At 63.4% G+C, this 23,190-nt stretch carries 22 protein-coding genes and 2 tRNA genes; 11 read left to right on the forward strand and 13 right to left on the reverse strand.

What is annotated here, in order from left to right:
• Positions 1-140: 140 nt before the first annotated feature.
• The 10 genes from ACK28C_RS08565 to ACK28C_RS08610 all read left to right on the forward strand — a co-directional run bounded on the left by ACK28C_RS08565 (position 141) and on the right by ACK28C_RS08610 (position 7,538).
• Positions 141-740 carry a hypothetical protein gene (locus ACK28C_RS08565; protein ID WP_015556231.1) on the forward strand — a complete coding sequence of 200 codons (600 nt, stop codon included), beginning with the start codon at positions 141-143 and terminating at the stop codon, positions 738-740.
• A gap of 22 nt (positions 741-762) precedes the next feature.
• Positions 763-1,479, forward strand: a complete 717-nt coding sequence (locus ACK28C_RS08570; RefSeq protein WP_015556230.1) for a DUF6935 domain-containing protein — start codon at positions 763-765, stop codon at positions 1,477-1,479.
• Positions 1,480-1,677: 198 nt separating this feature from the next.
• Positions 1,678-1,751, forward strand: a tRNA-Gln gene (locus tag ACK28C_RS08575).
• 120 nt (positions 1,752-1,871) lie between these two features.
• Entirely contained in the window at positions 1,872-3,395 is a 1,524-nt protein-coding gene (locus ACK28C_RS08580; RefSeq protein ID WP_015556229.1) for a sodium:solute symporter family protein, read from the forward strand.
• A 154-nt stretch (positions 3,396-3,549) separates the two neighbouring features.
• Complete coding sequence (rpsB, locus tag ACK28C_RS08585) at positions 3,550-4,347, forward strand: 30S ribosomal protein S2 (protein WP_208872736.1); 798 nt, start codon at positions 3,550-3,552, stop codon at positions 4,345-4,347.
• Between the two features lie 3 nt (positions 4,348-4,350).
• Positions 4,351-4,947 carry a translation elongation factor Ts gene (gene tsf / locus ACK28C_RS08590; RefSeq protein ID WP_015556228.1) on the forward strand — a complete coding sequence of 199 codons (597 nt, stop codon included), beginning with the start codon at positions 4,351-4,353 and terminating at the stop codon, positions 4,945-4,947.
• A gap of 151 nt (positions 4,948-5,098) precedes the next feature.
• Complete coding sequence (gene pyrH / locus ACK28C_RS08595) at positions 5,099-5,815, forward strand: UMP kinase (protein ID WP_015556227.1); 717 nt, start codon at positions 5,099-5,101, stop codon at positions 5,813-5,815.
• A gap of 56 nt (positions 5,816-5,871) precedes the next feature.
• Positions 5,872-6,429, forward strand: coding sequence for a ribosome recycling factor (frr, locus tag ACK28C_RS08600; RefSeq protein WP_015556226.1), 558 nt, complete (start codon positions 5,872-5,874; stop codon positions 6,427-6,429).
• A 122-nt stretch (positions 6,430-6,551) separates the two neighbouring features.
• Positions 6,552-7,358, forward strand: coding sequence for a protein-glutamate O-methyltransferase CheR (locus ACK28C_RS08605; protein ID WP_015556225.1), 807 nt, complete (start codon positions 6,552-6,554; stop codon positions 7,356-7,358).
• A 106-nt stretch (positions 7,359-7,464) separates the two neighbouring features.
• A tRNA-Cys gene (locus ACK28C_RS08610) sits at positions 7,465-7,538 on the forward strand.
• Between the two features lie 202 nt (positions 7,539-7,740).
• Here ACK28C_RS08610 and ACK28C_RS08615 read toward each other — a convergent pair.
• The 3 genes from ACK28C_RS08615 to ACK28C_RS08625 all read right to left on the reverse strand — a co-directional run bounded on the left by ACK28C_RS08615 (position 7,741) and on the right by ACK28C_RS08625 (position 12,413).
• A complete protein-coding gene (locus ACK28C_RS08615; protein ID WP_208872734.1) occupies positions 7,741-9,957 on the reverse strand; it encodes a methyl-accepting chemotaxis protein in 2,217 nt (738 codons plus the stop codon).
• A gap of 129 nt (positions 9,958-10,086) precedes the next feature.
• Complete coding sequence (locus tag ACK28C_RS08620) at positions 10,087-10,929, reverse strand: class I SAM-dependent methyltransferase (RefSeq protein WP_015556224.1); 843 nt, start codon at positions 10,927-10,929, stop codon at positions 10,087-10,089.
• Between the two features lie 224 nt (positions 10,930-11,153).
• Positions 11,154-12,413 (reverse strand): ZinT/AdcA family metal-binding protein, encoded by a 1,260-nt coding sequence (locus ACK28C_RS08625; protein ID WP_208872732.1) that lies wholly within the window; start codon positions 12,411-12,413, stop codon positions 11,154-11,156.
• A 208-nt stretch (positions 12,414-12,621) separates the two neighbouring features.
• Between ACK28C_RS08625 and ACK28C_RS08630 the strand changes: the two genes are divergently transcribed.
• The gene (locus tag ACK28C_RS08630; protein WP_208872731.1) at positions 12,622-13,101 is read left to right on the forward strand and encodes a hypothetical protein; all 480 of its coding nucleotides are present in this window, start codon (positions 12,622-12,624) and stop codon (positions 13,099-13,101) included.
• Between the two features lie 162 nt (positions 13,102-13,263).
• On the opposite strand, the gene ACK28C_RS08635 is transcribed toward ACK28C_RS08630, so the two are convergent.
• The 10 genes from ACK28C_RS08635 to ACK28C_RS08680 form a co-directional block, all read right to left on the reverse strand.
• Positions 13,264-14,220 carry an Rpn family recombination-promoting nuclease/putative transposase gene (locus tag ACK28C_RS08635; RefSeq protein WP_208872729.1) on the reverse strand — a complete coding sequence of 319 codons (957 nt, stop codon included), beginning with the start codon at positions 14,218-14,220 and terminating at the stop codon, positions 13,264-13,266.
• A gap of 122 nt (positions 14,221-14,342) precedes the next feature.
• Positions 14,343-14,963, reverse strand: coding sequence for a V-type ATP synthase subunit D (locus ACK28C_RS08640; protein WP_015556222.1), 621 nt, complete (start codon positions 14,961-14,963; stop codon positions 14,343-14,345).
• Positions 14,964-14,977: 14 nt separating this feature from the next.
• Positions 14,978-16,387: a V-type ATP synthase subunit B gene (locus ACK28C_RS08645; protein WP_015556221.1), complete on the reverse strand. Its 1,410-nt coding sequence runs from the start codon at positions 16,385-16,387 to the stop codon at positions 14,978-14,980.
• The gene (locus tag ACK28C_RS08650) at positions 16,377-18,101 is read right to left on the reverse strand and encodes a V-type ATP synthase subunit A (protein ID WP_015556220.1); all 1,725 of its coding nucleotides are present in this window, start codon (positions 18,099-18,101) and stop codon (positions 16,377-16,379) included. The genes ACK28C_RS08645 and ACK28C_RS08650 overlap by 11 nt, the downstream gene beginning before the upstream one ends.
• A 104-nt stretch (positions 18,102-18,205) precedes the next feature.
• Entirely contained in the window at positions 18,206-18,544 is a 339-nt protein-coding gene (locus tag ACK28C_RS08655) for a V-type ATP synthase subunit F (protein ID WP_015556219.1), read from the reverse strand.
• Entirely contained in the window at positions 18,534-19,538 is a 1,005-nt protein-coding gene (locus ACK28C_RS08660) for a V-type ATPase subunit (protein WP_015556218.1), read from the reverse strand. The genes ACK28C_RS08655 and ACK28C_RS08660 overlap by 11 nt, the downstream gene beginning before the upstream one ends.
• A 15-nt stretch (positions 19,539-19,553) precedes the next feature.
• Positions 19,554-20,132 carry a V-type ATP synthase subunit E gene (locus ACK28C_RS08665; RefSeq protein ID WP_015556217.1) on the reverse strand — a complete coding sequence of 193 codons (579 nt, stop codon included), beginning with the start codon at positions 20,130-20,132 and terminating at the stop codon, positions 19,554-19,556.
• 13 nt (positions 20,133-20,145) lie between these two features.
• Positions 20,146-20,628 (reverse strand): V-type ATP synthase subunit K, encoded by a 483-nt coding sequence (locus tag ACK28C_RS08670; RefSeq protein ID WP_015556216.1) that lies wholly within the window; start codon positions 20,626-20,628, stop codon positions 20,146-20,148.
• Positions 20,629-20,728: 100 nt separating this feature from the next.
• The gene (locus ACK28C_RS08675) at positions 20,729-22,708 is read right to left on the reverse strand and encodes a V-type ATP synthase subunit I (protein ID WP_409152062.1); all 1,980 of its coding nucleotides are present in this window, start codon (positions 22,706-22,708) and stop codon (positions 20,729-20,731) included.
• Positions 22,701-23,030 (reverse strand): hypothetical protein, encoded by a 330-nt coding sequence (locus ACK28C_RS08680; protein WP_015556215.1) that lies wholly within the window; start codon positions 23,028-23,030, stop codon positions 22,701-22,703. Before ACK28C_RS08680 ends, ACK28C_RS08675 begins: the two co-directional genes overlap by 8 nt.
• Positions 23,031-23,190: the final 160 nt, after the last annotated feature.

The following is a 23,190-nucleotide window of genomic DNA, read 5'->3' on the forward strand; positions in this document are numbered from 1 at the left end:
ATGGAAGGGCCTCGTCCCCTCTCTTGGGGGGGACATCCTTCTTTGGTGGTGAGGCCGTCGTCCTGGCGTAGGAACTGCGCGTGAAGGGGCGCAGGGGCAAAGCGGTTTGGTGTTAAAAGACGGAATGGAGGTTCTTGAAGATGAGACGGACAGTACGGTTCTTCCTTTGGGCAATCCTGTTGTTCTGTCTGCTGTTCCCCGCGGGGATGGCCCTCGCGGCGACGAAGGTGCAGATCGTGGAGTACCAGTGTCGGGTGTGTGACAAGATATTTTACGGCTTCAAAGGGGATAAGCTGGACGATGATATTTTTATGAAGCAGGATGTCCAGCTTGCCAGGATGTCGAAGCTGTCCGACCGGGGAAAGCCTTTGGACCCCTGCAAGGGGGGAATGAAGTCACACATCCTCGATAAAAAACGCGAGGGCGAGGCCACGATGGAGTTCATCTCCCAGAACCTGGACAAGTTCGTCGTCCTGAAGGGCAGCGGCTCCGTGCACGGGACTTTGAAGGAGTGGGAATGCTTCATGTGCAAAAAACCCTTCTACTCCCTCAACAAGGAGGACCTGAACATCAAGGAGTGGGACGAGCAGCAGAATTACCTCTTCAGTTTGAAGGGAAAAAAACCCATATCTCGTTGTAAGGAGGGTTATCAAGGACATGTCTTCATGCCCAAGAAGGAGGGCAGCTTCAGCTCCAGCGAGCTTGCCATTGTCGTGTATGACTTGTTCTGGTCCAAGTAGGGCTATTGAGGAGGTAAACGTCATGTGGAAAAAACTGTCCACGGTGTTGGCGCTTTCGGCTCTGCTCCTTGCCGTTGGAGGGGAGGCTTGGGCTGCGCTTCCGCGGGACTATCAGGAGTTCAAAGCCCGCTATCAGAAGGAGGGCAAGACGCCGGAAGGCGCGGTGAAGCTGTACTTTGAGGCTGTGTTCTGCTATATCAACGAGGCAACGCGGGCCGAGGGCTCGAAGATGGTGCGCTACGCTCTGCACTACGACAGGCCGATCGAACAGTCGAACAACTTGTCGACGTTCGCGGAGCGCCTGCGGGATCCTGAGATGCACCACATCTTCCGCGGCTTTGCGGAAGGAACCTCGCCCGAGAACGATTACCGGATGTCGCCGGACAACTTCAATCTCGTCGTGGGCAAGAAGGTGCAGGAACAGGGATACCTTAGGGTCTTCCTGCGAAACTCCGGGGCCGACAGCCCGAGGGTCGTGTGGATGAAGGAGTTCGACGGCCTGTGGTACATGATTAACAACGCCAGCACGTACGTTGAAGTGCGCCCCCCCAAGGCCTTCATCGATCGCACGAAGAACGCGCACGACGCGGACTATGACGCTTCTCCGGCACCGGACCCCAGGAAGAGGGACAACGATAATACCCCGTCTCCGTCGGAGGGCAATGCGTCCCCCGAACCCACTGCCCCCTCGGATGAAGGGGAATCGACCGAGGACGACGAGGAAGTCGTCTTCAAGTAGGCAGGAAGCCGTGGCTCTGGGCTTGTCCGCGCGAAGGGGAAGCGTCGGGCGGGGCTGAAACGGCGATGCGCTGAGTATCGACAGGGGCGGCCTTCGGGCCGTCCCTCCTTTTAGGCTCTTGATAGGGGAGACGTTGAACCAGCGGTTTGACTATTGACTTTTTGGGTTCCCCTGATAAAATATCTTTCTGTTGAGCGTTGGGGAATGGTGCAACGGCAGCACGCCTGACTCTGGATCAGGTAATCGGGGTTCGAATCCCTGTTCCCCAGCCATTTTTATTATCTCAATTCGCCTGACATGGAAGACGTGGCCTGCTTGGGGGTGCAGTATGCCTCGGCAGGCCTTTTTTTGCAGTTTTTTCAGGCTTCCCCGTCGGGCGGAGGACGGAGGTCATGGTCATGACTGAGGCGCTGTCGCTTTTGAGCAACGGGTACGTCCTGTTCATCCTCGGCTACGCGGTGCTGCTGATCCTGATCGGTGCGCTGGTGGGGCGGCGCGTTACCAGCGCGGAGGGGTTCTTCGTGGCGGAGCGCAGGCTGGGGCCTGCCCTCCTCTTCACAACGCTGACCGCGGCGAACCTCGGCGCGGGCTCCACGGTGGGCGTCTCGGCCCTGGCCTGGCGCCACGGCCTCTCCGCCTGGTGGTGGATCGGCAGCGCAGGGATCGGCTCGATGATCCTGGCCTTCTGGGTGGGCCCCCGGATCTGGCGCCTGGCGGTCCGGCACAACCTCTACACCTTGAGCGACTGGCTGGACCTACGCTACGGCAAGGCCTTTCGCGGCCTGCTCTCCGCGATGATGGCGGTGGGGACCCTGGCGCTCTTCGCGGGGCAGCTACTGGGCATCGCCTGGATCCTCCAGGTCGCGGCAGGCGTGCCCACGACGGTGGGGGTCGTCGCGGGGGCGGTGGTGACGACGCTCTACTTCGCGGCGGGGGGCCTGTTCTCGGCAGCCGTCGTCAACCTGGTGGAGGTGGCCGTCATCCTCGCGGGGTTCGCGGCGGCGCTGCCCTTCATCTGGTCCTTCGTGGGCGGCTGGGAGGGGCTGACGGCGAAGGTGGGACAGAACCTGGCGGAAGCGGAGCGGACGGACGCCTATTTCTCCATGGGCGGCATGGGGACCACGGCCATCGTCGGCTACCTCGTCATGCTGGTGCCCTCCTTCTTCATCTCGCCGGGGCTCATCGGCAAGGTGTTCGGCGCCCGCGACGAGCGCACCATTCGCTGGGGAACGGCGCTGGGCGGGGTCGTCCAGCTGGTCTTTGCCGTCATCCCGGTGTTCATCGGCGTGGCTGCCTTCGCCTGCTTCCCGGACCTCAGCCGGGCGGACCTGGCCCTGCCCACGGCCATCAAGGAGATGCTGCCCTTCTCCATCGCCACCCTCTCCCTCGCCGCCATCTTCGCCGCGGAGGTCAGCACGGCGGACGCGGTGCTCTACATGTTGGCCGGTTCCATCACAAACGACCTGTACAAGCGCTTCCTGCACCCCTCCCTGTCGGATCGGGGGCTGCTCTGGGGCTCGCGGCTGGTCAGCCTCGCCTCAGGCGTGGCGGGCGTATTCCTCGCGCTGCGGCTGGAGAGCATCATCTCGGCCCTCACGATCTTCTACTCGCTGATGAGCGTCTCCCTGGCGGCCCCCCTCGTCCTCGGCCTCCTCACCTCCCGCGCCTCGACCACGGGAGCCATCCTCTCCGCGGTACTGGGCGTCCTCCTCACGCTCTTCTGCACGTTCTACAGCGGCACAGCGACGGTGAACCTGGGCTTCGGGGTGCTGGACACGGCGACCCACCTGGTGGACGTCGGCTTTGCCCGGCTCAACGCCACCACGTGCGGCATCCTCCTCTCCTTCGTGGCAATGGGGGCGGCAACGCTCCTCATGCCGGCCCGGCGGTCGGCCGGGGAGCGCGGCCTCCACTGACGCTCTCGCCTCTTTGAGGCCTTTCTGTGTTATACTAATCACCGTGTCAAAAAACACACGCACCCGCGCCGGGGAGCCAGAGGTGTCCCTTTGGGATCGCGAAATCCGGAGTTGCAGAGCGGGGCGGAGGCCTAACCTTTGGGAGGTATAAGAATTGGCAGTTGTGAGCATGAAGCAGTTGCTGGAGTGCGGGGTCCACTTCGGGCACCAGACGCGCCGCTGGAACCCCAAGATGAAGCCCTACATCTTCACGGAGCGCAACGGGGTCTACATCATCGACCTGCAGAAGACCGTGAGGGGGCTGGACAAGGCCTACGACTTTATCCGCACCACCGTGTCGGAGGGCGGGCACGTTCTGTTCGTCGGCACGAAGCGCCAGGCGCAGGAGACGATCCGCGAGGAGGCGACGCGCTGCGGTCAGTACTTCATCAACCAGCGCTGGCTGGGCGGGCTTCTGACGAACTTCCCCACGATCCGCAGCCGCGTGCAGCGGATGATGGAGCTCCGGAAGTACGACGAGGACAACGAGTGGGAGAAGCTCAACAAGAAGCAGGTGGCGGCCCTTCGCAAGCAGCAGACGAAGCTTGAGAAGTACCTTGGAGGGATCGCCAAGATGAACGCCGTGCCGGACGCGATCTTCCTGATCGACCCGCGCCGCGAGGAGAACGCCATCGCCGAGGCCCGCAGGCTGGGCATTCCGGTGGTGTCCATCGTTGACACGAACTGCGACCCGGAGGTCATCGACTACCCCATTCCCGGCAACGACGACGCCATCCGCGCCATCAAGTTGGTGACGGGGCTCATGGCCAACGCCGTCATCGAGGGGCGTCAGGGCGAGGACGACGCCTCGGCGGAGGCCGGAGAGGCGCCTGAGGCGAAGGCGGAGGACGCGATCGACACCCGCGAGCGCCTGCACGAGACCTACTCCGACAACAAGTACGAGGAGGCATAAACGATGGCTGAGATCACTGCTGCGATCGTCAAGGAGCTTCGGGAGCGCACCGGCTCCGGAATGATGGACTGCAAGAAGGCCCTGGCCGAGTCGGGCGGGGACATGGAGAAGGCCATCGACTACCTTCGCGAGAAGGGCCTGGCCAAGGCCGCCAAGAAGGCGGATCGCGCGGCCAGCGACGGTCGCGTCTTTCAGTACATCCACACCAACTTCAAGGTGGGCGCCCTGCTCGAGCTGAACAGCGAGACGGACTTCGTGGCCAAGACGGACGAGTTCAACCACCTCGGACATGAGATCTGTATGCAGATCGCCGCTGCGAACCCGCAGTACGTCCGTCCGGAGGACGTGCCTGAGGACGTGCTGCAGCGGGAGCGCGAGATCTACCGGCAGCAGCTCATCGAAGAGGGCAAGCCGGCTCAGGCCATCGACAAGATCCTCGAGGGCAAGGTTCGCAAGTTCTACGAGACGAGCTGTCTCTTGGAGCAGGAGTACATCCGCGACTCCAACAAGAAGATCAAGGACCTGGTCACGGACATGATCGCCAAGCTGGGGGAGAACATCGTCGTCAAGCGTTTTGCCCGTTTTTCCATCGGCGAGTAGGCCCTGTTGGGATTGAAAAGGCTCCGGCGTGGGATTCCTCCGCGCCGGAGTGTTTTGTATGCGAGCGGCGCAGGCGGAGCCCCTGCCGGAGGCATGCGGATGCCTGCGCCGGGCTGGCTGCATGGGGCCTGAGAGAGGAGTGGGGTGCGATATGCCAAGGTACAATCGGGTGCTTCTGAAGCTGTCGGGCGAGGTCCTGGCGGGGGACGAACGCTTCGGCCTGGACTTCGACGCCGTGCGTCGGGTCGGGGCTGAGATGGTGGAGCTGCACGGCGCCGGTATTCAGCTTTCTCTCGTGGTGGGGGGCGGCAACATGCTGCGCGGCCGCGACGTGCAGAAGCTGGGCATCGAGCGCTCCCAGGCGGACTACATGGGGATGCTGGGCACGGTCATCAACGCGCTGGCGCTGCAGGACGTGCTGGAGAAGATGGGCGTGCCCACGCGGGTGCAGACGGCCATCGAGATGCGGGAGGTGGCCGAGCCCTACATTCGCCGCCGCGCCCTGCGCCACATGGAGAAGGGGCGCATCGTGATCTTCGCCGCGGGGACGGGGCATCCCTTCTTTTCGACGGACACGACGGCCGCGCTGCGGGCTGCGGAGATGGGCGTCGACTGCATGGTGAAGGGGACGAAGGTGGACGGCATCTACGAGGCCGACCCCAAGAGCCATCCGGAGGCGAGGTTCTTCCCTCACCTGTCCTACTCGGAAGCCCTGCAGCGCAACATCGAGGTGATGGACGCCTCCGCCTTCTCCCTCTGTCGCGAGAACCGCATCCCCATCCTGGTGCTGAACGTTCAAAAGAAGGGATGTCTCGTTTCGGCTCTTGTCAACGGCGAGCGAATTGGTACAATCGTGGAGGATGCCTGAGGGGCGCTGCCTCATGCCCCGATCGTCAGGACGATACTTTTTAAGGAGGGAACGTTATGCCGAAGGACGAGCTCAAAGAGCTTCAGGAGAGCATGGATAAAGCCATTGACTTTTTGCAGAACGAGTACCTGTCAATCCGCACGGGGCGGGCCCACCCCGGCCTGGTGAGCGACATCAAGCTGGACTACTATGGCACGCCGACCCCACTCAAGCAGATCGCCAACATCACCATTCCGGAGAGCCGGACGATCCAGATCGCCCCCTTCGACCGGACCAGCCTCAAGGCCATCGAGAAGGCCATCCTGGCGGCCAACATCGGGATGACGCCGCAGAACGACGGAGCCAGCATCCGCCTGACGCTGCCGGAGCTGACGCGCGAGCGCCGCGTGGAGCTGACGAAGCTCCTGGCGAAGAAGGCGGAGGACGCGCGGGTTGTCGTCCGCAACTACCGACGGGACGCCATCGAGTCCCTGAAGAAGCAGGAGAAGGCCTCGGAGATCACGGAGGACGACCTGAAAACGCTGACGAAGGGCGTGCAGGACAAGACGGACGCCTACGTCAAGAAGGTGGACGAAATCTACAAGGCGAAGGAGAAAGAGGTCTTGGAGGACTAGCCGCTTCCGGGGTGGCGGAGCGCCCTCCGGAGGCCGTGGATATCGTGGGGCATCAGGGACATCGTGGAATGGAGGGCCGACCCGTGGGTCCCTCCCTCAAACCGGTTCGGGAGGTACCGACCATGCCAGAGGCAACGCAGTACGATTCGCCCGCATACTCAGCGTTCAAGCAGAAGATGCAGAAGATCATCGGCCTGGACCTGAACTCCTACAAGGAGCAGATTCACCGCCGTATCCACATGCAGATGGATCGGTGGGGCGTGAAGGGCAACTACGACGAGTACTTCAACATGATCAAGAACGACTCCAAGCGGCTGCGGGAGTTTCTGGACTATCTGACGATCAACGTGTCGGAGTTCTTTCGGAACGATTCCCAGTGGTGGAAGCTCAGGGACAAGATCATTCCGGAGCTGACGCAAAAGCGCGGTAATCGGCGCCTGAAGCTGTGGAGCGCGGGCTGCGCCACGGGGGAGGAGCCCTACTCCCTGGCCATTCTCTCCGCGGTCTGTGGGCTGGAGGCCTCCGCGCCGGTCCTGGCGATGGACATCGACCAGGGCGCCCTGGACATCGCCCAGAAGGGGCACTACGTCAAGGCTCAGCTGGTCAACGCGCCAAAGGAGTACCTGGCGAAGTACTTCACCACGAAGGACGGCGGCGAATCCTACGACGTCAATCAGGAGATCAAGCGGCGCGTCGCCTTCAAGCGCTTCAACATGATCGACGACTCCTTCGGGACGGGCTTCGACCTCATCCTGTGCCGCAACGTCGTCATCTACTTCACGAACGAGACGAAGGCCGCCCTCTACCAGAAGTTCTTCAACGCTCTGGCCCCCGGAGGCTACTTCTTGGTGGGGTCCACGGAGCAGATATTCGACTACCGCAAGCTGGGCTTTGAGATGGCCGGGCCCTTCCTCTACACGAAAAAATGAGGGGCTGAAGGCGGATGGGCCCTGGCGCTTGACGAAGCGTGCGTTTGCCGTTAGAATAACTGAGGTGAAAGGCGCGTCCGAGGTGTTTTGACGCGCCGATTTTAAGGGCGGCATAGCCAAGTGGTAAGGCAGAGGACTGCAAATCCTTTACCCCCAGTTCGAATCTGGGTGCCGCCTCCAGAAGATCATCCGGCTCCGTCCGTTATGCTATAAAACCCCGCTCAAAAGCGGGGTTTTTGATTTCTGACAGTCCGCCACGATATTGTCTCTATCCGGCGCATGACCGTATCTGTTTCCGTCCCCATCTTTCGTGGGCGCTCCGGAATGCGGTACGGCGGTCCCCTTCGGGACCGCCGTACTATACTGGCCATACTGGCCCGGTCTATCGGCCTGAGGGCAGGGCTGTGCCGCCCTTCCCCTCGTCCTCCTCGTCGAACCGGAAGCGCCCCACCATGACTTCCAGGCGGGCCACGCCCTCGCTCATCCTCTGGGCCTCCGTGGCGACATTCTCGCTGGCCGCGGCCGTCCCGCCCGTCGCCTTTTTGATGTCCTCCAGGGTCCTGCCGACCTCCGCCGTCGCGCTCGACACCTGGCCCACCGAGTTCGCCATCTCGCTGCTTGACGCCGCCTGCTCCTCCGCCGCGGCCGCGATCGTCTGCATGTGTCCGCTCAGCGCGTTCACCTCGTCAAGTCCGCGCTTCAGGCTGTCCTGCGCTTCGCCGGAGCTCTTGACCGTCTCGCTCAGCAGCTCGCCCAGTTCCCGGATGACCGCGCTCGCTTGGTTCGAGTCGTCCTCCAGGTTGGAGATCAGCTTTTGCACCTCCTGCGCCGCATTGCCCGACTCCTCGGCAAGCTTGCGCACCTCCTCGGCCACCACCGCGAACCCGCGGCCGGCCTCGCCCGCGCGCGCCGCCTCGATCGCCGCGTTCAGCGCGAGAAGGTTCGTCTGGTCCGCAATGCCCGTGATCGTCGTGACGAAGCCTGCGATGGCGTTCACCGACCCGTTGACCTTCCCGATCGACTCCCCGCCGGCGCGGGAACGGTCCTCAGCCTGTCGAATCCTGGCGATGACGGAGTCCACCTCGGCGAAGGCGCTTTGCGTGAGGTCCGCCGTGCGGGCGGCGATCCCGGCCCCCTCCTCGGAGGACTGCGCCGTTGCGGCGGCGGCGCGCGAGACCTCGTCAACCGCCGTGTTGGTGCTCACCAGAGCCTTCGCGTTCTCGGCGGAAAGGTGGGCGACCTCGTCTACGGAGGCCTTGACCTCCTCCATGGAGGCTACGGACTCCTCCGAGATGGCCGCGAGGTTCTGTGCCCCGGAGGCAAAGGTCTGCGCCTCCCTGTTCAGGTCGCGGATAAAGTGCGTCAAAGTGCCCTGCAGGAGGGCGTAGTTGTGGGTCATCTCACCGATCTCGTCCCTGTAGTCCAGCAGCCAGTTCTTTGAGCGGTCGTACATGAAGTCGAGCTCCGAGGCGCGGTGAATGATCTCGCTCAACGCGAGGATGGGGCGGACGATGCGCCCGCTGAGCCAGTAGACTACCCCGAAGAGGATGAGAAGACCAACGATGGCGGTCAGGATCGTGTTGCGGGTCATGGCCCTCGACTCCGCCAGCATCACGGACATGGGGACCAGCGCGTTGACGCACAGCGTCTGTTTCGCGGGGGCAAGGGTCACCGGCGCATAGGCCTTCAGCGACTGGTCATTCGTCGCCACGGCGTAGTCGTACTCCATGAACTGCCTACCCTCCCGGACGGCCTGAAGGACCTGCGGGGCCGTCTTCTGGCCCTGAATGATGTCCCCCAGCTGTCGACCGATCATCGACTGGACCGTAGAGTAGATGACGAAGCCGTCGTCGTCGATCAGGAGAAGGGCGGTCCGATCGCTGAGGATCCGGAAGGTCTTCATGCGTTCCTGGATCAGAGCATAGTCCATGTCGATCCCGACCACTCCGGCGGTCCTGCCGTCGATTTTGATGGGGACGGAGATGGAGGAGATCAGGGTCTTGACGCCGTTTTGATAAGTGTAAAACTCCGGGTTCCCGACGATCGTCTCGCCCGTCTTGAGTGGGGTCGTGTAGTACTCGTTGCCGGAGGCGTAGATCGTCTCGGCCGTCACGTCGCGGGTGCGGACGGCCTGGCCGTTCCGTTCGACGAAGCTGGCCGTGAACTGTCCCTTTTTGCCGTACCACTCGCTGTCCGCGAAGTCGCCGTCGCGCCCGTCGAAGGCGTCCGGCTCGAAGGCCACCCACATGGAGACGATCTCCGGCCTCTGGAGGGCGCCCGACTCAAGGAGCGCCAGCACGGTTTCCCGCGCGTTGGGTGCCTTGCTGTCGATGCGGGGGATCGCTCCGGCGACCGTCAGGAGGATGTCGATGTTGCCCTTGATCTGATTCTGGATGTCGAGCGCGACCTCACCGATGGAGGCCAACGTCAGGACCTCGGCGTCGCGGGACGCCATGTTCGACGTGGAGACCGTCACGTAGGCGATGACGGAGCAGAAGACGATCAGGACGACGGACAGGATGCCGAGGAGCAGCTTGCTCCTGAGCCGCAGGGCTCCGGAGCGCGAACCACGGGTGGAACGACTGGAAAAAACCGACACGATCAATCCCTCCAAAAATTGTCAGTTCATTTGGAAATCTGCAGCATCGACAGCCTGCAACGGTCGGGTTGCCTCGATGAGCGGCGGCGAAGAGGGGAGAACGCAGGGTCCTCCCCCCTGCCGAGGCGTTTACTGGGTCGGAGCGGTGAAGTGCCCGCGCTCCGACGGCCTCCACGAGATCAGGGCCAGGACGGCCCGCGCCCGCGTGCGGACGCCTCCCTTCTCCTCGCGCGCGCTCAGGAGCGACCGAAGGTCCGTTCCCCGCTCCGAGGCCGCCCTGCCCAGGCCCATCCCGTAGCGATCAAGGGCTTCCTCCAGGGTGAGCGTCCGATCCTCGATCCGCTCCGCAAAGTCCATGCGAGGGAGAAAGCCGTCCAGCCACAGCCGGTTGAAGATCGCCCACGCGATGCTCCGGTCGTTGTGGGGGTCGTCGCCTCGGTCGAGCCCCAGCTCCCCGGCCATGGACTCCGCCAGGGAGTCCTCCATGGCAACGTACTGCGCGACGACGCAGACCCCCCGGCTGGCCGCGGCCATCTTCGCCAGCCCCGATGAGGTCCGCGCGGGCCTGCACATGCAGGCGAACACCAGGTCGAAGCACCCCTTCAGGTCACCGATTTCATCGAGCTCCCAATCGTGCTTCAGGATCCGCAGGTTGGAGGCTCCGGCCGCTTTGGCCCGCTCCGCACAGAGCTCCAGCATCCTGGAGGAAACGTCCGCGGCGACCACGTCCTTTGCGACGGCGGCGAAGGGGAGCGCATAGCTCCCGTAGGCGCAGCCCACGTCCAGGACGGAGGTTTCCGGGCCGAGCATCCCTCCCCCGGTCAGGCAACGGACTACGCGCTCCGTCAGGTCGGCGCCGTAGGTGCGTTTGCTGGCGAGAAAGGACTCGGCCCTCGCGTCCCAGAAGGCCTCCGCCTCGGAGGCGTCCTGGGACTGACGGTCCAGAATCGCGTTGAAGAAGTCCACGTCCATCGAAAAAATCTCTCCTTCCTAAACTCCTGAAAACCCTTCGGCGAGCGCAGACGCCTTTGGGCATAACGTAAGACATTGTCCTTCGTTGCCCAAAGTATAGCAGAAAAAGTCGGGGCAGGACAACGCCTGCCCTCCGACGGGGGCTGTAAACGAAAGAGGGAAGGGACCCCTCAGGGCCCCTTCCCTCTCAATCTTCCCTTGATCTTTGGCGTGGATAAGCCGGGTTAGGGCAGCATCTCCACCATCTCGTCCGCCTCTTCAAGCATGTCGTGGGCAAACTTCGCAGCCGTCGTCGTGGACTCGCAGAGCGTCGGGAACCACATGGCCAACTTCGGATCGTCCAGCAGGGCCTCCACGCTCTTGTCCCCGTAGCGCATGTGGAAGTGGATGAACCCGTCCTCGCTGTCCTTGCCCTTCGGCAGCAGGGTAAGGTACTTGTAGGGTCCCTCGGCCTCGGCCTTGAAGACGGCCCACGGTATGGGGTACTCTCCAAACTTCCGGGCTTCGATGCCGTCGAAGACGTAGGACACCGTCGCCTTGACGGCCCCCTTGTCGTCCATGAAGGTGAACTTGTTTCCCTCCACCTTCGCCCCGCCGGCGAAGTCGGATTTCAGCATCGTGTCTTTCATGAAGCCCTTCACGGCCTCCGGCGTGTAGGTCTTCCCCTTCACCGCGGCCTTCTTCGACACCGCCTCGTAGACGGGCTTCATCAGGGGGTCGTCCAGGAAGCTGATGGGGTTCACCCAAGTGCCCTTCCAGCCGTCGAGCGGGTTGACGCTCTTGAACATATCGACAATTTCTTTCACGGCCTCAGGGGTCGACATATCCTTTAAGAGGCGGGCGACATCTCCCGGTGCGCAGAGCGTCGGCCACCACATGGCCTTGGCGGCATCGTCGATCAGTGCCTTGAGGCTCTCGCTTCCGTAGCGCATGTGCCAGTGCTTGACTCCCTCCGGAGTATCGCTGTGCACTTTGAGCATCACCAGGTACTTGTATCCCTTCATCTTATCCGACGCGCCGCTTGCCGCCTCGAACTGATGCCACTCGATGTCGAAGGTCCCGAACTTCCGTTTTTCGACCCCGCGGGACGCGTAGGTCAGGGTTCCCAGGGAGGCTCCCTTGGAGTCCATGAAGGTGATCCCGCTTCCCTCCACCTTTATGCTGTCGAAAGCGGTCTGGTAAGAACGACCAAGGGCACTCTTCACACCCTTCTTGGTGTAAGCGGGCAAGGACGCCGCAGCTTTCTCGCAGACGGCGTCAATCTCGGGCGCATCCAAGGAACCGTAGAAACTCTTCCACTCTCCCTCCCAATCCTTCAACACCCCGACCTGAGGCTGAGGATTGGGAGCAGGGTTAGGATTCGGACTGGGGTTCGGGGTGTTCCCCGGGATGTTGTGGGGGCCCCCGCCGCATCCGCCCAGTGCCAGCAGGGCGATGAGGAGCACGGACAACAGAGTACCGAAACGCCATGATTTGTTTCTCACGTTAACCACTCCTTTAAAAATTAAAATGATGAAACAATAGAAGTATAGCTCTAATTTTAGATAGCTGCAACTCTCCATTGCCATTTTGGCGTTTGGGGCGTGGCCAGGCCGTCTTGAGGAGCGCGTCAGCCTCCTGGCGTATTTCAACGTGCTGCGTTTGTCTAAGGGGGGCTGTCGGGGTACAATGGCGCCGGAGGTGTTGGTGTGCATGTCTCGTATCTTTGGAAAGTCCGCTAGGGGAGGGGCCCTTCTGCTGGGGGCACTCTTATTGGCAAATCCGCCGACGCCGGCCCTGGGGGCCGAGGGGGACGCAGCCGCCGAGCAGACGGCAAGGGAGCTTCGGGCGGAGCTGTCCCGCCTGGGGTCCTCCGAGGACCCCGATGCGCGGGAGGTCCTTCTGCGCCAGATCATCGAGCGTTGCCCGGACACGGAGGAGGCGGAAGCCGCCCATTGGGCGCTTGCGGACCTCTGCCTGGACGGTTTCGCCGAACCGAGGGAGGAGCAGGCCCGCAGCGTGCTTGAGCAGTTCCTGAAGCGTTATTCCTCGTCGCGGTGGGCCACGCAGGTGAGGTGTCGCCTGTACTGCCTCTGCGAGGGAGCCGACGCGGAGCGCGCGGCACAGCTGAAGGCGGAGCTCCTGAAGGACAAGGCGCTGCCTCAGGTGATACGGAGGTCCTTCGAGCGATGACACGATAATGGCCCCGCACGATGTGAAAGCAGGTCCCCCTCGCGCGAGGGGGACCTGTTGGCGGTCAAAGATGCCGGCCGCAAGTTTTTGCTCTCATCACCCCTGATGGGACGGGCGGACTGCCGGCGATTCCAGGAAGGGAGCGTGTTGAACCCGAAGTGCTCAGGCCCCGGCGGCGTTGTCCTTCAGTGCTTCGACCTCGTCAAGGGACAGGCCGGTCGCCTGGGATATCTGACTTGGAGATAAACTCATGTCCAGCATCCGCCGCGCCGTTTCAACCCTGCCCAAGTCTCTGCCCCTGTTCTCGCCCTCGGTCATGGCCTCCTGCACCGCGAATTTCAGGTTGCTGCGGTAGTCCGTCTCGGCGCGCTCTCGCATCCTGTAGAGCGCGAGGTTCCCCCGTTTGCGGAAAAACGTCCGGACCCCATCCTCAAGCCGCTCGATCCCCCGGTCGCACTTCACCAATCGCTCCATCTCAACTTCCCCTCCTATCCGGCCAAGGTATTTCATCACGCGGCTCAGGCCCACATCCTCGACGCGGCCCGCCGCCGTCAGGCGTTTCAGCTTCGGCATCTCGATGAAATGAAACTCCATGCCGTCGCAGTAACTCCGCTGTTCCTTCACGTCCAGAAGCCGGTGCAGCGATCGCCAGTCCTCCGCGCGATCCGGAAAAAGGCAGAAGTTCAGGATCGATACGAAGATGACCGGCCTCAGCTTGTCGTAGCTGTCGGAGACGGACAACTGGTCCGAGTAGCTGCACGAGGCGTAATAGAGAGCCCGTTCGAAGAAGTAGCCCTCTCTTCCCAGCTGAACCTCCACGTGGCACACCCGACCGTCCTCCGCGCGGGCCAAGACGTCCACGCAGGAGGTCCGGCCCTCGTCCCGACGGGGATCGTTCTCCCGATCCAGGTACTGCAGGGAGACGATGCCCGGCCCTGGAGCCAGGACGTCGTTCAGGAGGCGCAGAAGGTTCTCCTCGTTCCCCTTCGTGGCGAAGAGGTACTTGAAGACCACGTCGTTCAGGAGGTTTGCGGAACGAACGCAACGCTCCAACTCCTCCGGCGACAACTCGGTCGTCAGGCCTTCGCGTCCGCAGGTCATGGCATTCACCTTCTCCATAACGGGTTGAGGCGCGGCAAGCCACAACCTCTTGAATTTATTATAGCCGATTTCGGCCCCACAGGTAAAAACAGGTCCCCCTCGCGCGAGGGGGACCCTTTTTGACTTGTGGGCCGTCGGCGCTAGGCCGAGACGATCTCCTTGATCTTCATGAGGCGGCTGAGCGTGGAGCGCTCCTGTTCGTCCAGCTTCATGCTGATGTAGCGAATCGTCTCCTTGTAGTTGGGGATCATGACGTACTCCAGGGCGTTGACCCGGCGTCGGGTGCGCTCGATCTCGCCGGCCATCATGCGGATGGCCTTTTCCTCCGCCGCCATCTCCAGGAGCCGGAGGATCAGTTTGCTGAACTGCTCGAGCGCGGTGTCCAGCAGCACGGGGACGGAGACGAAGCCGTAGTTCACGGGGTTGCCCTCCTGCTCGACGTCGTACTCCGGGACCATGACGCTCATGACGTTGCGCCACTTCACGGACAGCGAACAGCTCGCGCCGGGGAACATGAGCGCCTGCTCCAGCACTTCGGGGGTCGTCTGCGCACGGGAGAGCACGAAGGTGCCGTAGCACTCCGCCAGCTCCTTCTCGACCTTTTCCCGCAGCTCCTTGCCCGCGCGCGCCTTCTCCAGGAACGCCTTGATCAGGGCGTCCTGTTTGTCCTTCAGGAGCTTGTGGCCCCTGACGGCCGTCGTCAGCCGCTTCTTGAGCTTGGAGAGCTCCATGCGGTTGGGGTTCACGTTGATGCGTGCCATCGCTCACCGCCCCCTCAGGCCTTCGCGCCCTGTGCCGCCTTTTTCTCGAGCAGAGGCTTCAAGTACTTGTCGATGTAGGCGTCGCGGACGCGCTTCAACTCCTTGGTCGGGACCATGGTGAGCAGGTTCCAGCCCAGGTCGAGGGTCTCCTGGATCGTTCGGTTCTCGTACTCGCCCTGGCGGATGTACGTGTCCTCAAAGACGTCGGAGAACTTGGCGAAGGCCTTGTCCTCATCGGAGAGCGCGCCCTCGCCCAGGATGACCGCCAGCTCCTTCGCGTCCTTGCCGCGGGAGTAGGCGGCGAACAACTGGTTCATCAGGTCCGCGTGGTCCTCGCGGGTCTTGTCCTTGCCGATGCCCTTGTCCTTCAGTCGGGACAGGGAGGGCATGACGTCCACCGGCGGGTAGATGCCCTGGCGGTGCAGGCTGCGGCTCAGGATGATCTGGCCCTCCGTGATGTAGCCCGTAAGGTCCGGGATGGGGTGCGTCTTGTCGTCCTCCGGCATGGTGAGGATCGGGATCTGGGTGATGGAGCCCACCTTGCCCTTCAGACGGCCGGCGCGCTCGTACATCGTCGCGAGGTCCGTGTAGAGGTAGCCGGGGTAGCCGCGGCGACCGGGGACCTCCTTGCGCGCCGCGGAGATCTCGCGCAGGGCCTCGCAGTAGTTCGTGAGGTCCGTCAGGATGACCACGACGTGCATACCGCACTCGAACGCCAGGTACTCCGCGGCGGTCAGGGCGATGCGCGGCGTGCTGATGCGCTCGATCGCGGGGTCGTCCGCCAGGTTGATGTAGAGCACCGTGCGCTCCAGCGCGCCCGTCTTGCGGAAGTCCTCCATGAAGAAGGAGGCTTCCTCGAAGGTGATGCCCATGGCCGCGAACACGACGGCGAAGTCCTCGTGTCCGCTGATGACGGTGGCCTGGCGCGCGATCTGCGCCGCCATGCGGTTGTGGGGGAGGCCTGACGCCGAGAAGATGGGCAGCTTCTGGCCGCGGACCATGGGGTTCAGCCCGTCGATCGTCGAGATGCCCGTCTGGATGAACTCCGAGGGGAAGTCGCGGGAGTAGGGGTTCATGGGCATTCCGTTGATGTCCAGGGTCTGCTCTGCGATCAGGGGAGCACCGCCGTCGATGGGCTCGCCGCGGCCGTTGAAGACGCGGCCCAACATGTCGCGGGATACGGGCAGGGTCTGCACCTTGCCCAGGAAGCGCACCTTCGTCTCGTTCGTGTCGATGCCGGAGGTGCCCTCGAAAACCTGCACCAGCGCGCGGTCGGACTCGATCTCGAGGACGCGGCCGCGCCGCCTCTCGCCGCTTGCCAGCTCGATTTCCGCCAGCTCGTCGTAACGGACGTCCCGGGTGCTCTCCACCATCATCAGGGGGCCGGAGATGTTGGATATGGTCCTGTACTCCTTAGGCAACATTGCCTTCACCTCCCACAGGGACGATTCCGTTGATCTGTTGTTTCATCGTGTCCTCCAGCTTGTCGATCTGCGAGATCTGCGACTCCTCGAGGTAGCGCATACGGGCGATCTGCTCGCGCACCGGAAGGTTGAACAGCTCGTTCATGGGCGCGCCCCTGTGCAGGGCGTCAAGCCCCAGGTGATGGAAGCGGACGATCATCCTCAGCATCTTGAACTGCTTCTCCATCGAGGCGTAGGTGTCGATCTCGTGGAAGGCGTTCTGGTGCAGGAAGTCCTCGCGAAGGGACTTCGCCGTCTCCATGACCATGCGCTCGTCGCGGGAAAGCGCGTCGATACCCACCAGACGCACGATCTCGTTCAACTGGGCCTCCTTCTCCAGAAGGCTCATGGCCTCCACCCGCAGGCCGCTCCACTCGTCGTCGAACTTCTCGTTCCAGTACACGTCCAGCCGGTCCGTGTAGAGCGAGTAGCTGTTCAGCCAGTTGATGGCGGGAAAGTGGCGCTGGTAGGCCAGGTTGGCGTCAAGCCCCCAGAACACCTTCGTGACGCGCAGCGTGTTCTGGGTGACGGGCTCGGAGAGGTCGCCGCCGGGAGGCGAGACGGCCCCGATGACGGTGATGGAGCCCTCGCGGCCCTCCCTGCCCAGGACGACGCAGCGCCCCGCGCGCTCGTAGAAGGAGGCGAGACGGGTGCCCAGGTAGGCGGGGTATCCTTCCTCGCCGGGCATCTCCTCGAGGCGCCCCGACATCTCGCGCAGGGCCTCCGCCCAGCGGCTGGTGGAGTCCGCCATGAGGGCGACGGAGTAGCCCATGTCGCGGTAGTACTCCGCGATGGTGATGGCCGTGTAGACGGAGGCTTCGCGGGCGGCCACGGGCATGTTGGAGGTGTTGGCGATGAGCGTCGTGCGCTTCATCAGGGGCTGCCCCGTCTGGGGGTCGTCCAGCTCCGGGAACTCGAGGAGCACGTCCGTCATCTCGTTGCCGCGCTCGCCGCAGCCGACGTAGACCACGATCTGCGCCTGAGCCCACTTGGCGAACTGGTGCTGGATCACCGTCTTCCCTGAGCCGAAGGGGCCGGGGACGCAGGCGGTCCCGCCGAGGGCCACCGGGAAGAACGTGTCCACGACGCGCTGCCCCGTCGTCATCGGGACGTTGGGGGCAAGGCGCTTCGACACGGGCCGAGGCTTGCGGACGGGCCAGCGCTGGAGCATGGTGACCTCGTGCTTCACGCCGTCGTCATCGAGGACGGCCACCACGTCGAGGACGGTGTGGTCCCCGCCGTTCACGCTCTTTACGGTCCCCTTCATGCCCACGGGCACCAGGATGCGGTGCTCCACCACGACGGTCTCCTGCACGACGCCGAGGACGTCGCCCGCCTCGACCGTGTCGCCCACCTTCACGCGGGGCTCAAACTTCCACTTCTTCGCGTGATCGATGGCGGGCACGCTGATCCCGCGGGAGATGTAGGGGCTCTTCGCCGCCTTCTCGATCAGCTCCAGCGGGCGCTGGATTCCATCGTAGAACTGCTCGATGATCCCAGGCCCCAACTCGACGCTCAGGGGCTCGCCAAGACAGACGACGGGCTCTCCCGGCTTTAGGCCGGACGTCTCCTCGTAGACCTGGATGGACGCCTTGTCCCCGTCCATGTCCATGATCTCTCCGACCAGACCCGCCGTCCCGACGTGAACCACGTCGGACATGCTGGCGCCCAGCATTCCCCTGGCGACGACCAGGGGGCCGGAGATACGCTCTATCGTTCCCTTAACTGCATTTTCGTTAGGCACTCTTATCGCCTCCGCCTGTGCTTTTTCATGTGAGACTACCTCTCAGCAAAGATGTCCATTCCGACGGCCTTCTCGACGCTGCTTCGGATGGATTCAAGCCCCGCCCCGCTCGTCCCGGAGGGACCGGGAATGGGCAGGACGCTCGTGGGGTAGCGGTCGTTGACCTCCTGGACCTTCCCGCCGAAGTCGACGAAGAGGTCCTCCTGGATGAAGACGACCGCGTAGCTCTCGCGGGCCAGCTTCTCCAGGATCTCCTCGAAGGAGCCGCGCTTCTCCCCATCCAGCACCACGGTCTTGACGCCCACGGCCTGGAACGGCAGGACCATCTCGTAGCTGCCGATGGCTGCCATCGGCAGGGAACGGTTATCGGGCATGGCTCAGCAACCTCCTTGAGAACTCGCGGCTCAGTCCGCCCGCCACGCACACCAGCGCGATGCGCAGGTTGCGGGCCTCGGCCTCCTTCGTCAGGAGGTAGAGGAGGACGTTGGCCGGTGCGCTCGTGGAGTACCGCACCCTCTCAAGGACGCGGATGAGGTACTCGTCCAGGGCCTTCGAGACGTCCGACAGCGCGGCCTGCACGTCGGAGCTCTCCTGAAGCGCGTCCAGGACGGCCCCGATATCCGTGTAGGAGAGGATCTTTCCCCACGTCTCCTGCGGCTCGCCCAGGAGGCGCGCGACGTCCGCTGCCCGGATGAAGCCCCCTTCGTGGAAGAAGGGGAGCCCCTTCGCGGCGTCGTAGCGCATACGGGCAAGGCGGACGGCACTCTTGAGGTTCTCGGCGTCGATTCGGTGTCGCACCCACCGAACGACGTCCGGCATCTCAAGCCCTCCGGCGATGCGGAGCATCGCCGCGAACAGGTGGTGGTCCAGCAGGAGCTCCACCGCCTGGGGGTTCTTCGTCTGGTCCCACAGCGTCCAGCAGTGGGGCACGACGTCGCCCAGCCCGTAGGGGAGACGTCCGTACTCCTCCGTCTCGATGGCCTCGACCAGCCCTTCGGAGGGAAAGGCGCCAAGGGGGGAGAGCAGGTCGTGCCTGCGCCCCTCGGCATCGCCTCCGCGGACCCTGAAAAGGCTCTTGAGGGCGACCTTCACGTTGTGGTAGTCGTAGGGCATCCGGAACAGGGTCAGAAGCCCCTCGTCCGGCACGAACTGCCCCAGCTCCCGGCACGTCGCCAGGAGCTCCTCGTCGATGGCCTTGTCGAAGTCCTCGCCCCCGGCCTGCGTCAGCCACTGGGCATAGGACGTCTCGCTCAGGGCCTTCAGGGCGTCCTCGAGGGTGGAGCTGTCGATGAGCCTGGAGAAGAAGGCCGCGTCAAGGAGGTGTGTCTCCATCCCCCTGAGCCTGGCCACGGTGTACACGTAACTCATAGCCGACCCCTCCCCTTAGGAGAACAGCTTCTTGACAACTTCGGATTCGATCTCCGGGCGAACGTCCTCGAGCAGCATCTCCCACGAGCAGTTGGTGTCGATCTTCTCATCCCTCAGCACGAAGCCGCCCGATATGGGCAGGCGCTCCTGCGACAGCGTCAGGGACGTCCCGTGTTCGGCGTTGTAGCCGTCGAGCCACCCCTGGTTCAGGTGTTTCTCGTCCTTTCCCACGACGACGGCCTCGTGCCCGGAGGACACCGCCTCCTTGAGCAGCCTGGAGGCGAACTTGAGGCAGGCGTCGGCGGGGAGGTCCGCGAGCTTGCGCAGGGAGGCCGCAAAGGCGTCGTCCACGAGGCGGCGACGGACGCCCAGGTCAAGTTTGTTGGCGTCGATCCCGGCCACGATCTCGCGGCGCCTCAGGACCTCCGGCTCCTCTTTGGCGAAGCGGGAGGCGTAGGTGTCCTTGACGCTCTTGACCTCCGCGTTCAACTCCTGATTGATCTGACGGACCTTCTCATCGGCCTCGGACTCGATGGCCTGGATCTCGGCCTGCGACTCCGTGCTGATCTTCGCTTTGATATCGGCAAGTGACATGCGAGCCACCTGCCTAAAGTTTAATTCCGAAATTAAGCATCATAATGCTCGTCAGTAGGGCCAGAACCGCGTAGGTTTCCACCATCGCCGGGAGGATGATCGCCTTGCCCATGGCCTCAGGCTTCTTCGAGATCATCTGAATGGAGGCCGCGGAGGTCTTCCCCTGATAGATGGCGGAGATCCAGCCGACGATGGCGATGGGCATGCAGGAGGCGAAGACCTGAAGCCCCTGGTTCCAGTTCAGCGTCACGGCGCCAGCGTCGCCCAGGAGCCCCAGTTTGATGAGGACGAAGAACATGATCAGTAGACCGTAGATGCCCTGCGTTCCGGGAAGGGCCTGAAGGATGAGGCATTTTGAGAACTTATTGGGGTCCTCCGTCATGACGCCCGCAGCGCTCTCGCCGGCGATGCCGATGCCGATGGCCGAGCCGATGCCGGACAGTGCCGCGGCCAGCGCGGCGCCAAGCAGAGCCAGAGAAAGTCCAAGATATTCCATAGTGTCAAGCACTCCCTTCAAATTTTCGGCACGGCGCTCAGGGCCCTGCCGTCGTTTTTATAAAGCGTGTCCTGCGCGAAATCTCTCGCGCCCCGGCGCGTCAGTCGGCGATCTCCACGTACTCCTCCGTGTTGACGAGGGGGATGAAGGGCTCGCCTCCGCCCGTGTAGAACTTGCCGAAGAACTCGACGTACTGCAGACGCAGGGGGTGTACGAAGGCCCCCAGGATGTTGATGAGGATGCTGAAGATGTGTCCGCCGACGATGACGACGACGGCGATGAGCCACCCGACGTAGGGGATATCCGCCGCCATGCTGCCCAGCAGGTTGATGATCATGCCGATGACCGCCGAGCCGAAGCCCAGCGCCAGAAGGCGGCTGTAGCTCAGGATGTCCCCAAGGTAGGACGTGGAGCCGTAGAGGGCCAGGAAGCCTGAGACGACCTTGCCAAAGAGGTTCGTCTTCTCGCGGCCCGCGTACCAGAAGACGATGGCCGCCCCCGCGATCGCCATGAGCTTGCCCAGCAGGACGAAGTGCGGCGGCGTGATGCCGCCCATCCCCGTGCCGAAGAAGCAGAGTCCCACGATCAGGAGGAACCAGGAGATGTCCGCTCCGATGGCGTCGACGAGGTGTCCCTGGCGGAAGTTGTCGTAGGCTGCGATCAGGAGGCCGAACATCAGGTGGACGACGCCCAGCAGGAGGGAGATGCCCAACACCTGTATGGGGTTGTTCATCGGATCGACCAGCATCAGCGCGTTCTTCAGGGGGACCAGGAAGGGGAGGAAGGAGTCGATGAAGTTGCCGAAGAAGCTCCCGCTGACGACGCCGTAGGCGAAGGTCGAGACGGCGCTGAAGGCGAAGAGCGTGATGAAGTCCTTCACGCCCATGGGGATGCGCCGGTACTTCTTGAACGCCCACCAGATGGTCCCCAGCATGACGATGGCGTATCCCGCGTCCCCCAGGCACATGCCGAAGAAGATGAAGAAGAAGGGCGCCAGGAGGGGCGTGGGGTCGATGCCCCGGTACTTCGGGGGCGAGTAGAGCTCCGTCAGAATGTTGAACGGACGGATGAGCCCGCCGTTCTCCAGGAGCGTCGGCGGTTCCTCGTCCTCCGCCGGGTCGCTCAGGGTCAGGGCCACGTTGGGACTGATGGCCTCGACCTTCTTCTGGACCCGTGCCGCGTCCTTCGCAGGCACCCAGAAGCGCGTGTGCATGGTGCGCTCCGTCTCGTCGCTCCTGCCCAGGGCCTGATACCGTTGCGTGAGGCTGTTCCAGTAGTCCGAGAGCTTCTGCACCGCGGGCATCCACCTCTCGGCCTCCCGCTTGAGGTCGCTCATCAGAACGGCCTCCCGTTTTTCGAGGTCGAGCAGGGTGGCGTCGACCTTCGCGGCCTCCTCCTGGACCGTCCCCCTGAAGGAAGCGGGGACCTCGATGGCGGACAGGCCGTTCTTCGTGCAGGCGTCCAAAACCGCCGCGCCCCTGTCGCGCGAGTAGTAGAGGAGGACCTGCACCTCGGCCGCCTTCGCGTCGTGGGGCTCCAGGATGAGCTCCGTGTCCTTTGAAAACGCTTCGAGGGCCCCTTGCAGGGCCTTCAGTTGTTCCGTCTTGACCGCGCCGAGAAGGCCGGCCAGGCGCTGCGTCCCCTCCGTGATGGATGAGAGCGGGTAGGGAAGGAACTCCAGCCCCGCCAGAAGCGCCCGGTTCGCCCTCAGCTGAGAGAGCTCGAGCCGCGCCTCCGCGGTCTCGTGTTCCAGGTCGCGGACGCGAGAGGCGATGGCGCCGAGGTCCGTCTCGCCGGCGAGCTTTGAGAGGTCCGACATGGAGATGAGCGCGCGCTCGCCCAGCGTCCTGTCCAGGGAGGATACGGGGTCGTCGTAGCAGGGCGTCAGCGTGCGCATGAGGTAGCGCACGTCCGACAGGCGTCCCTCGCTCTCGGTCAGCCTGGCCTCGACGTCGGCCGGGCGCAGAGCCTCCTCGGAGGAGCCGATGATCTGGCAGACGCCGGTTTCCTGCAGGGCCTCAGCGATCTCCTCATGAACGGATTTGTGATAATACAGCTCCGCTTTTTTGAGCTTAGCCACGCCCATATCTACCCATCACCTCTTCCGTTATCCAGGAGGCCGCACCGGCGACCTTGTCCTTGTGCTTCGCGTAGAAGGCCTTGGCGTCGGCCTCGCGCTTGGACAGGATATCCTTCGCCTTGATCTCCGCCGCCTCTTCCGCCCTGTGCAGCTTCTCGCGGAACTGACGCGCCGCAGACTGACGGGTCTCCTTCAGCGTGCTCTCCGCGTCCGTTCGGGCCTGGTTCAGCCTGCGGGCGGCCGCCGACTTGGCGTCCTGGACGCCTGCGGCCGCCCTCTCCTCTGCCGCCTTGATCTCCGCTATGGTTGGATTGTCTGCCATCGTTCTTCACCTCCTTCCTGCAACGCAAAAGGGAAACGAAAATAACGGTACGGCACGTCCCAAGCCCCCAAGGGTGGGATGGGTTCGCTGTTTTTCAGAGGGCCTGGGCTTCCTGCGCTTCAAGGCCGTTCCTGCATCGCAGCGCGCTGGAGGAACGGCT

The organism is Fretibacterium fastidiosum (assembly GCF_964642095.1).
Lineage (GTDB): Bacteria > Synergistota > Synergistia > Synergistales > Aminobacteriaceae > Fretibacterium > Fretibacterium fastidiosum.

Bases quoted from the DNA above. Each gene is read 5' to 3' on its own strand.
- ACK28C_RS08565 (WP_015556231.1), top strand. From the start codon at position 141: ATGAGACGGACAGTACGGTTCTTCCTTTGGGCAATCCTGTTGTTCTGT.
- ACK28C_RS08570 (WP_015556230.1), top strand. From the start codon at position 763: ATGTGGAAAAAACTGTCCACGGTGTTGGCGCTTTCGGCTCTGCTCCTT.
- ACK28C_RS08580 (WP_015556229.1), top strand. From the start codon at position 1,872: ATGGTCATGACTGAGGCGCTGTCGCTTTTGAGCAACGGGTACGTCCTG.
- tsf (WP_015556228.1), top strand. From the start codon at position 4,351: ATGGCTGAGATCACTGCTGCGATCGTCAAGGAGCTTCGGGAGCGCACC.
- pyrH (WP_015556227.1), top strand. From the start codon at position 5,099: ATGCCAAGGTACAATCGGGTGCTTCTGAAGCTGTCGGGCGAGGTCCTG.
- frr (WP_015556226.1), top strand. From the start codon at position 5,872: ATGCCGAAGGACGAGCTCAAAGAGCTTCAGGAGAGCATGGATAAAGCC.
- ACK28C_RS08605 (WP_015556225.1), top strand. From the start codon at position 6,552: ATGCCAGAGGCAACGCAGTACGATTCGCCCGCATACTCAGCGTTCAAG.
- ACK28C_RS08620 (WP_015556224.1), bottom strand. From the start codon at position 10,929: ATGGACGTGGACTTCTTCAACGCGATTCTGGACCGTCAGTCCCAGGAC.
- ACK28C_RS08630 (WP_208872731.1), top strand. From the start codon at position 12,622: ATGTCTCGTATCTTTGGAAAGTCCGCTAGGGGAGGGGCCCTTCTGCTG.
- ACK28C_RS08635 (WP_208872729.1), bottom strand. From the start codon at position 14,220: ATGGAGAAGGTGAATGCCATGACCTGCGGACGCGAAGGCCTGACGACC.
- ACK28C_RS08640 (WP_015556222.1), bottom strand. From the start codon at position 14,963: ATGGCACGCATCAACGTGAACCCCAACCGCATGGAGCTCTCCAAGCTC.
- ACK28C_RS08645 (WP_015556221.1), bottom strand. From the start codon at position 16,387: ATGTTGCCTAAGGAGTACAGGACCATATCCAACATCTCCGGCCCCCTG.
- ACK28C_RS08650 (WP_015556220.1), bottom strand. From the start codon at position 18,101: ATGCTGGGCGCCAGCATGTCCGACGTGGTTCACGTCGGGACGGCGGGT.
- ACK28C_RS08655 (WP_015556219.1), bottom strand. From the start codon at position 18,544: ATGCCCGATAACCGTTCCCTGCCGATGGCAGCCATCGGCAGCTACGAG.
- ACK28C_RS08660 (WP_015556218.1), bottom strand. From the start codon at position 19,538: ATGAGTTACGTGTACACCGTGGCCAGGCTCAGGGGGATGGAGACACAC.
- ACK28C_RS08665 (WP_015556217.1), bottom strand. From the start codon at position 20,132: ATGTCACTTGCCGATATCAAAGCGAAGATCAGCACGGAGTCGCAGGCC.
- ACK28C_RS08670 (WP_015556216.1), bottom strand. From the start codon at position 20,628: ATGGAATATCTTGGACTTTCTCTGGCTCTGCTTGGCGCCGCGCTGGCC.
- ACK28C_RS08680 (WP_015556215.1), bottom strand. From the start codon at position 23,030: ATGGCAGACAATCCAACCATAGCGGAGATCAAGGCGGCAGAGGAGAGG.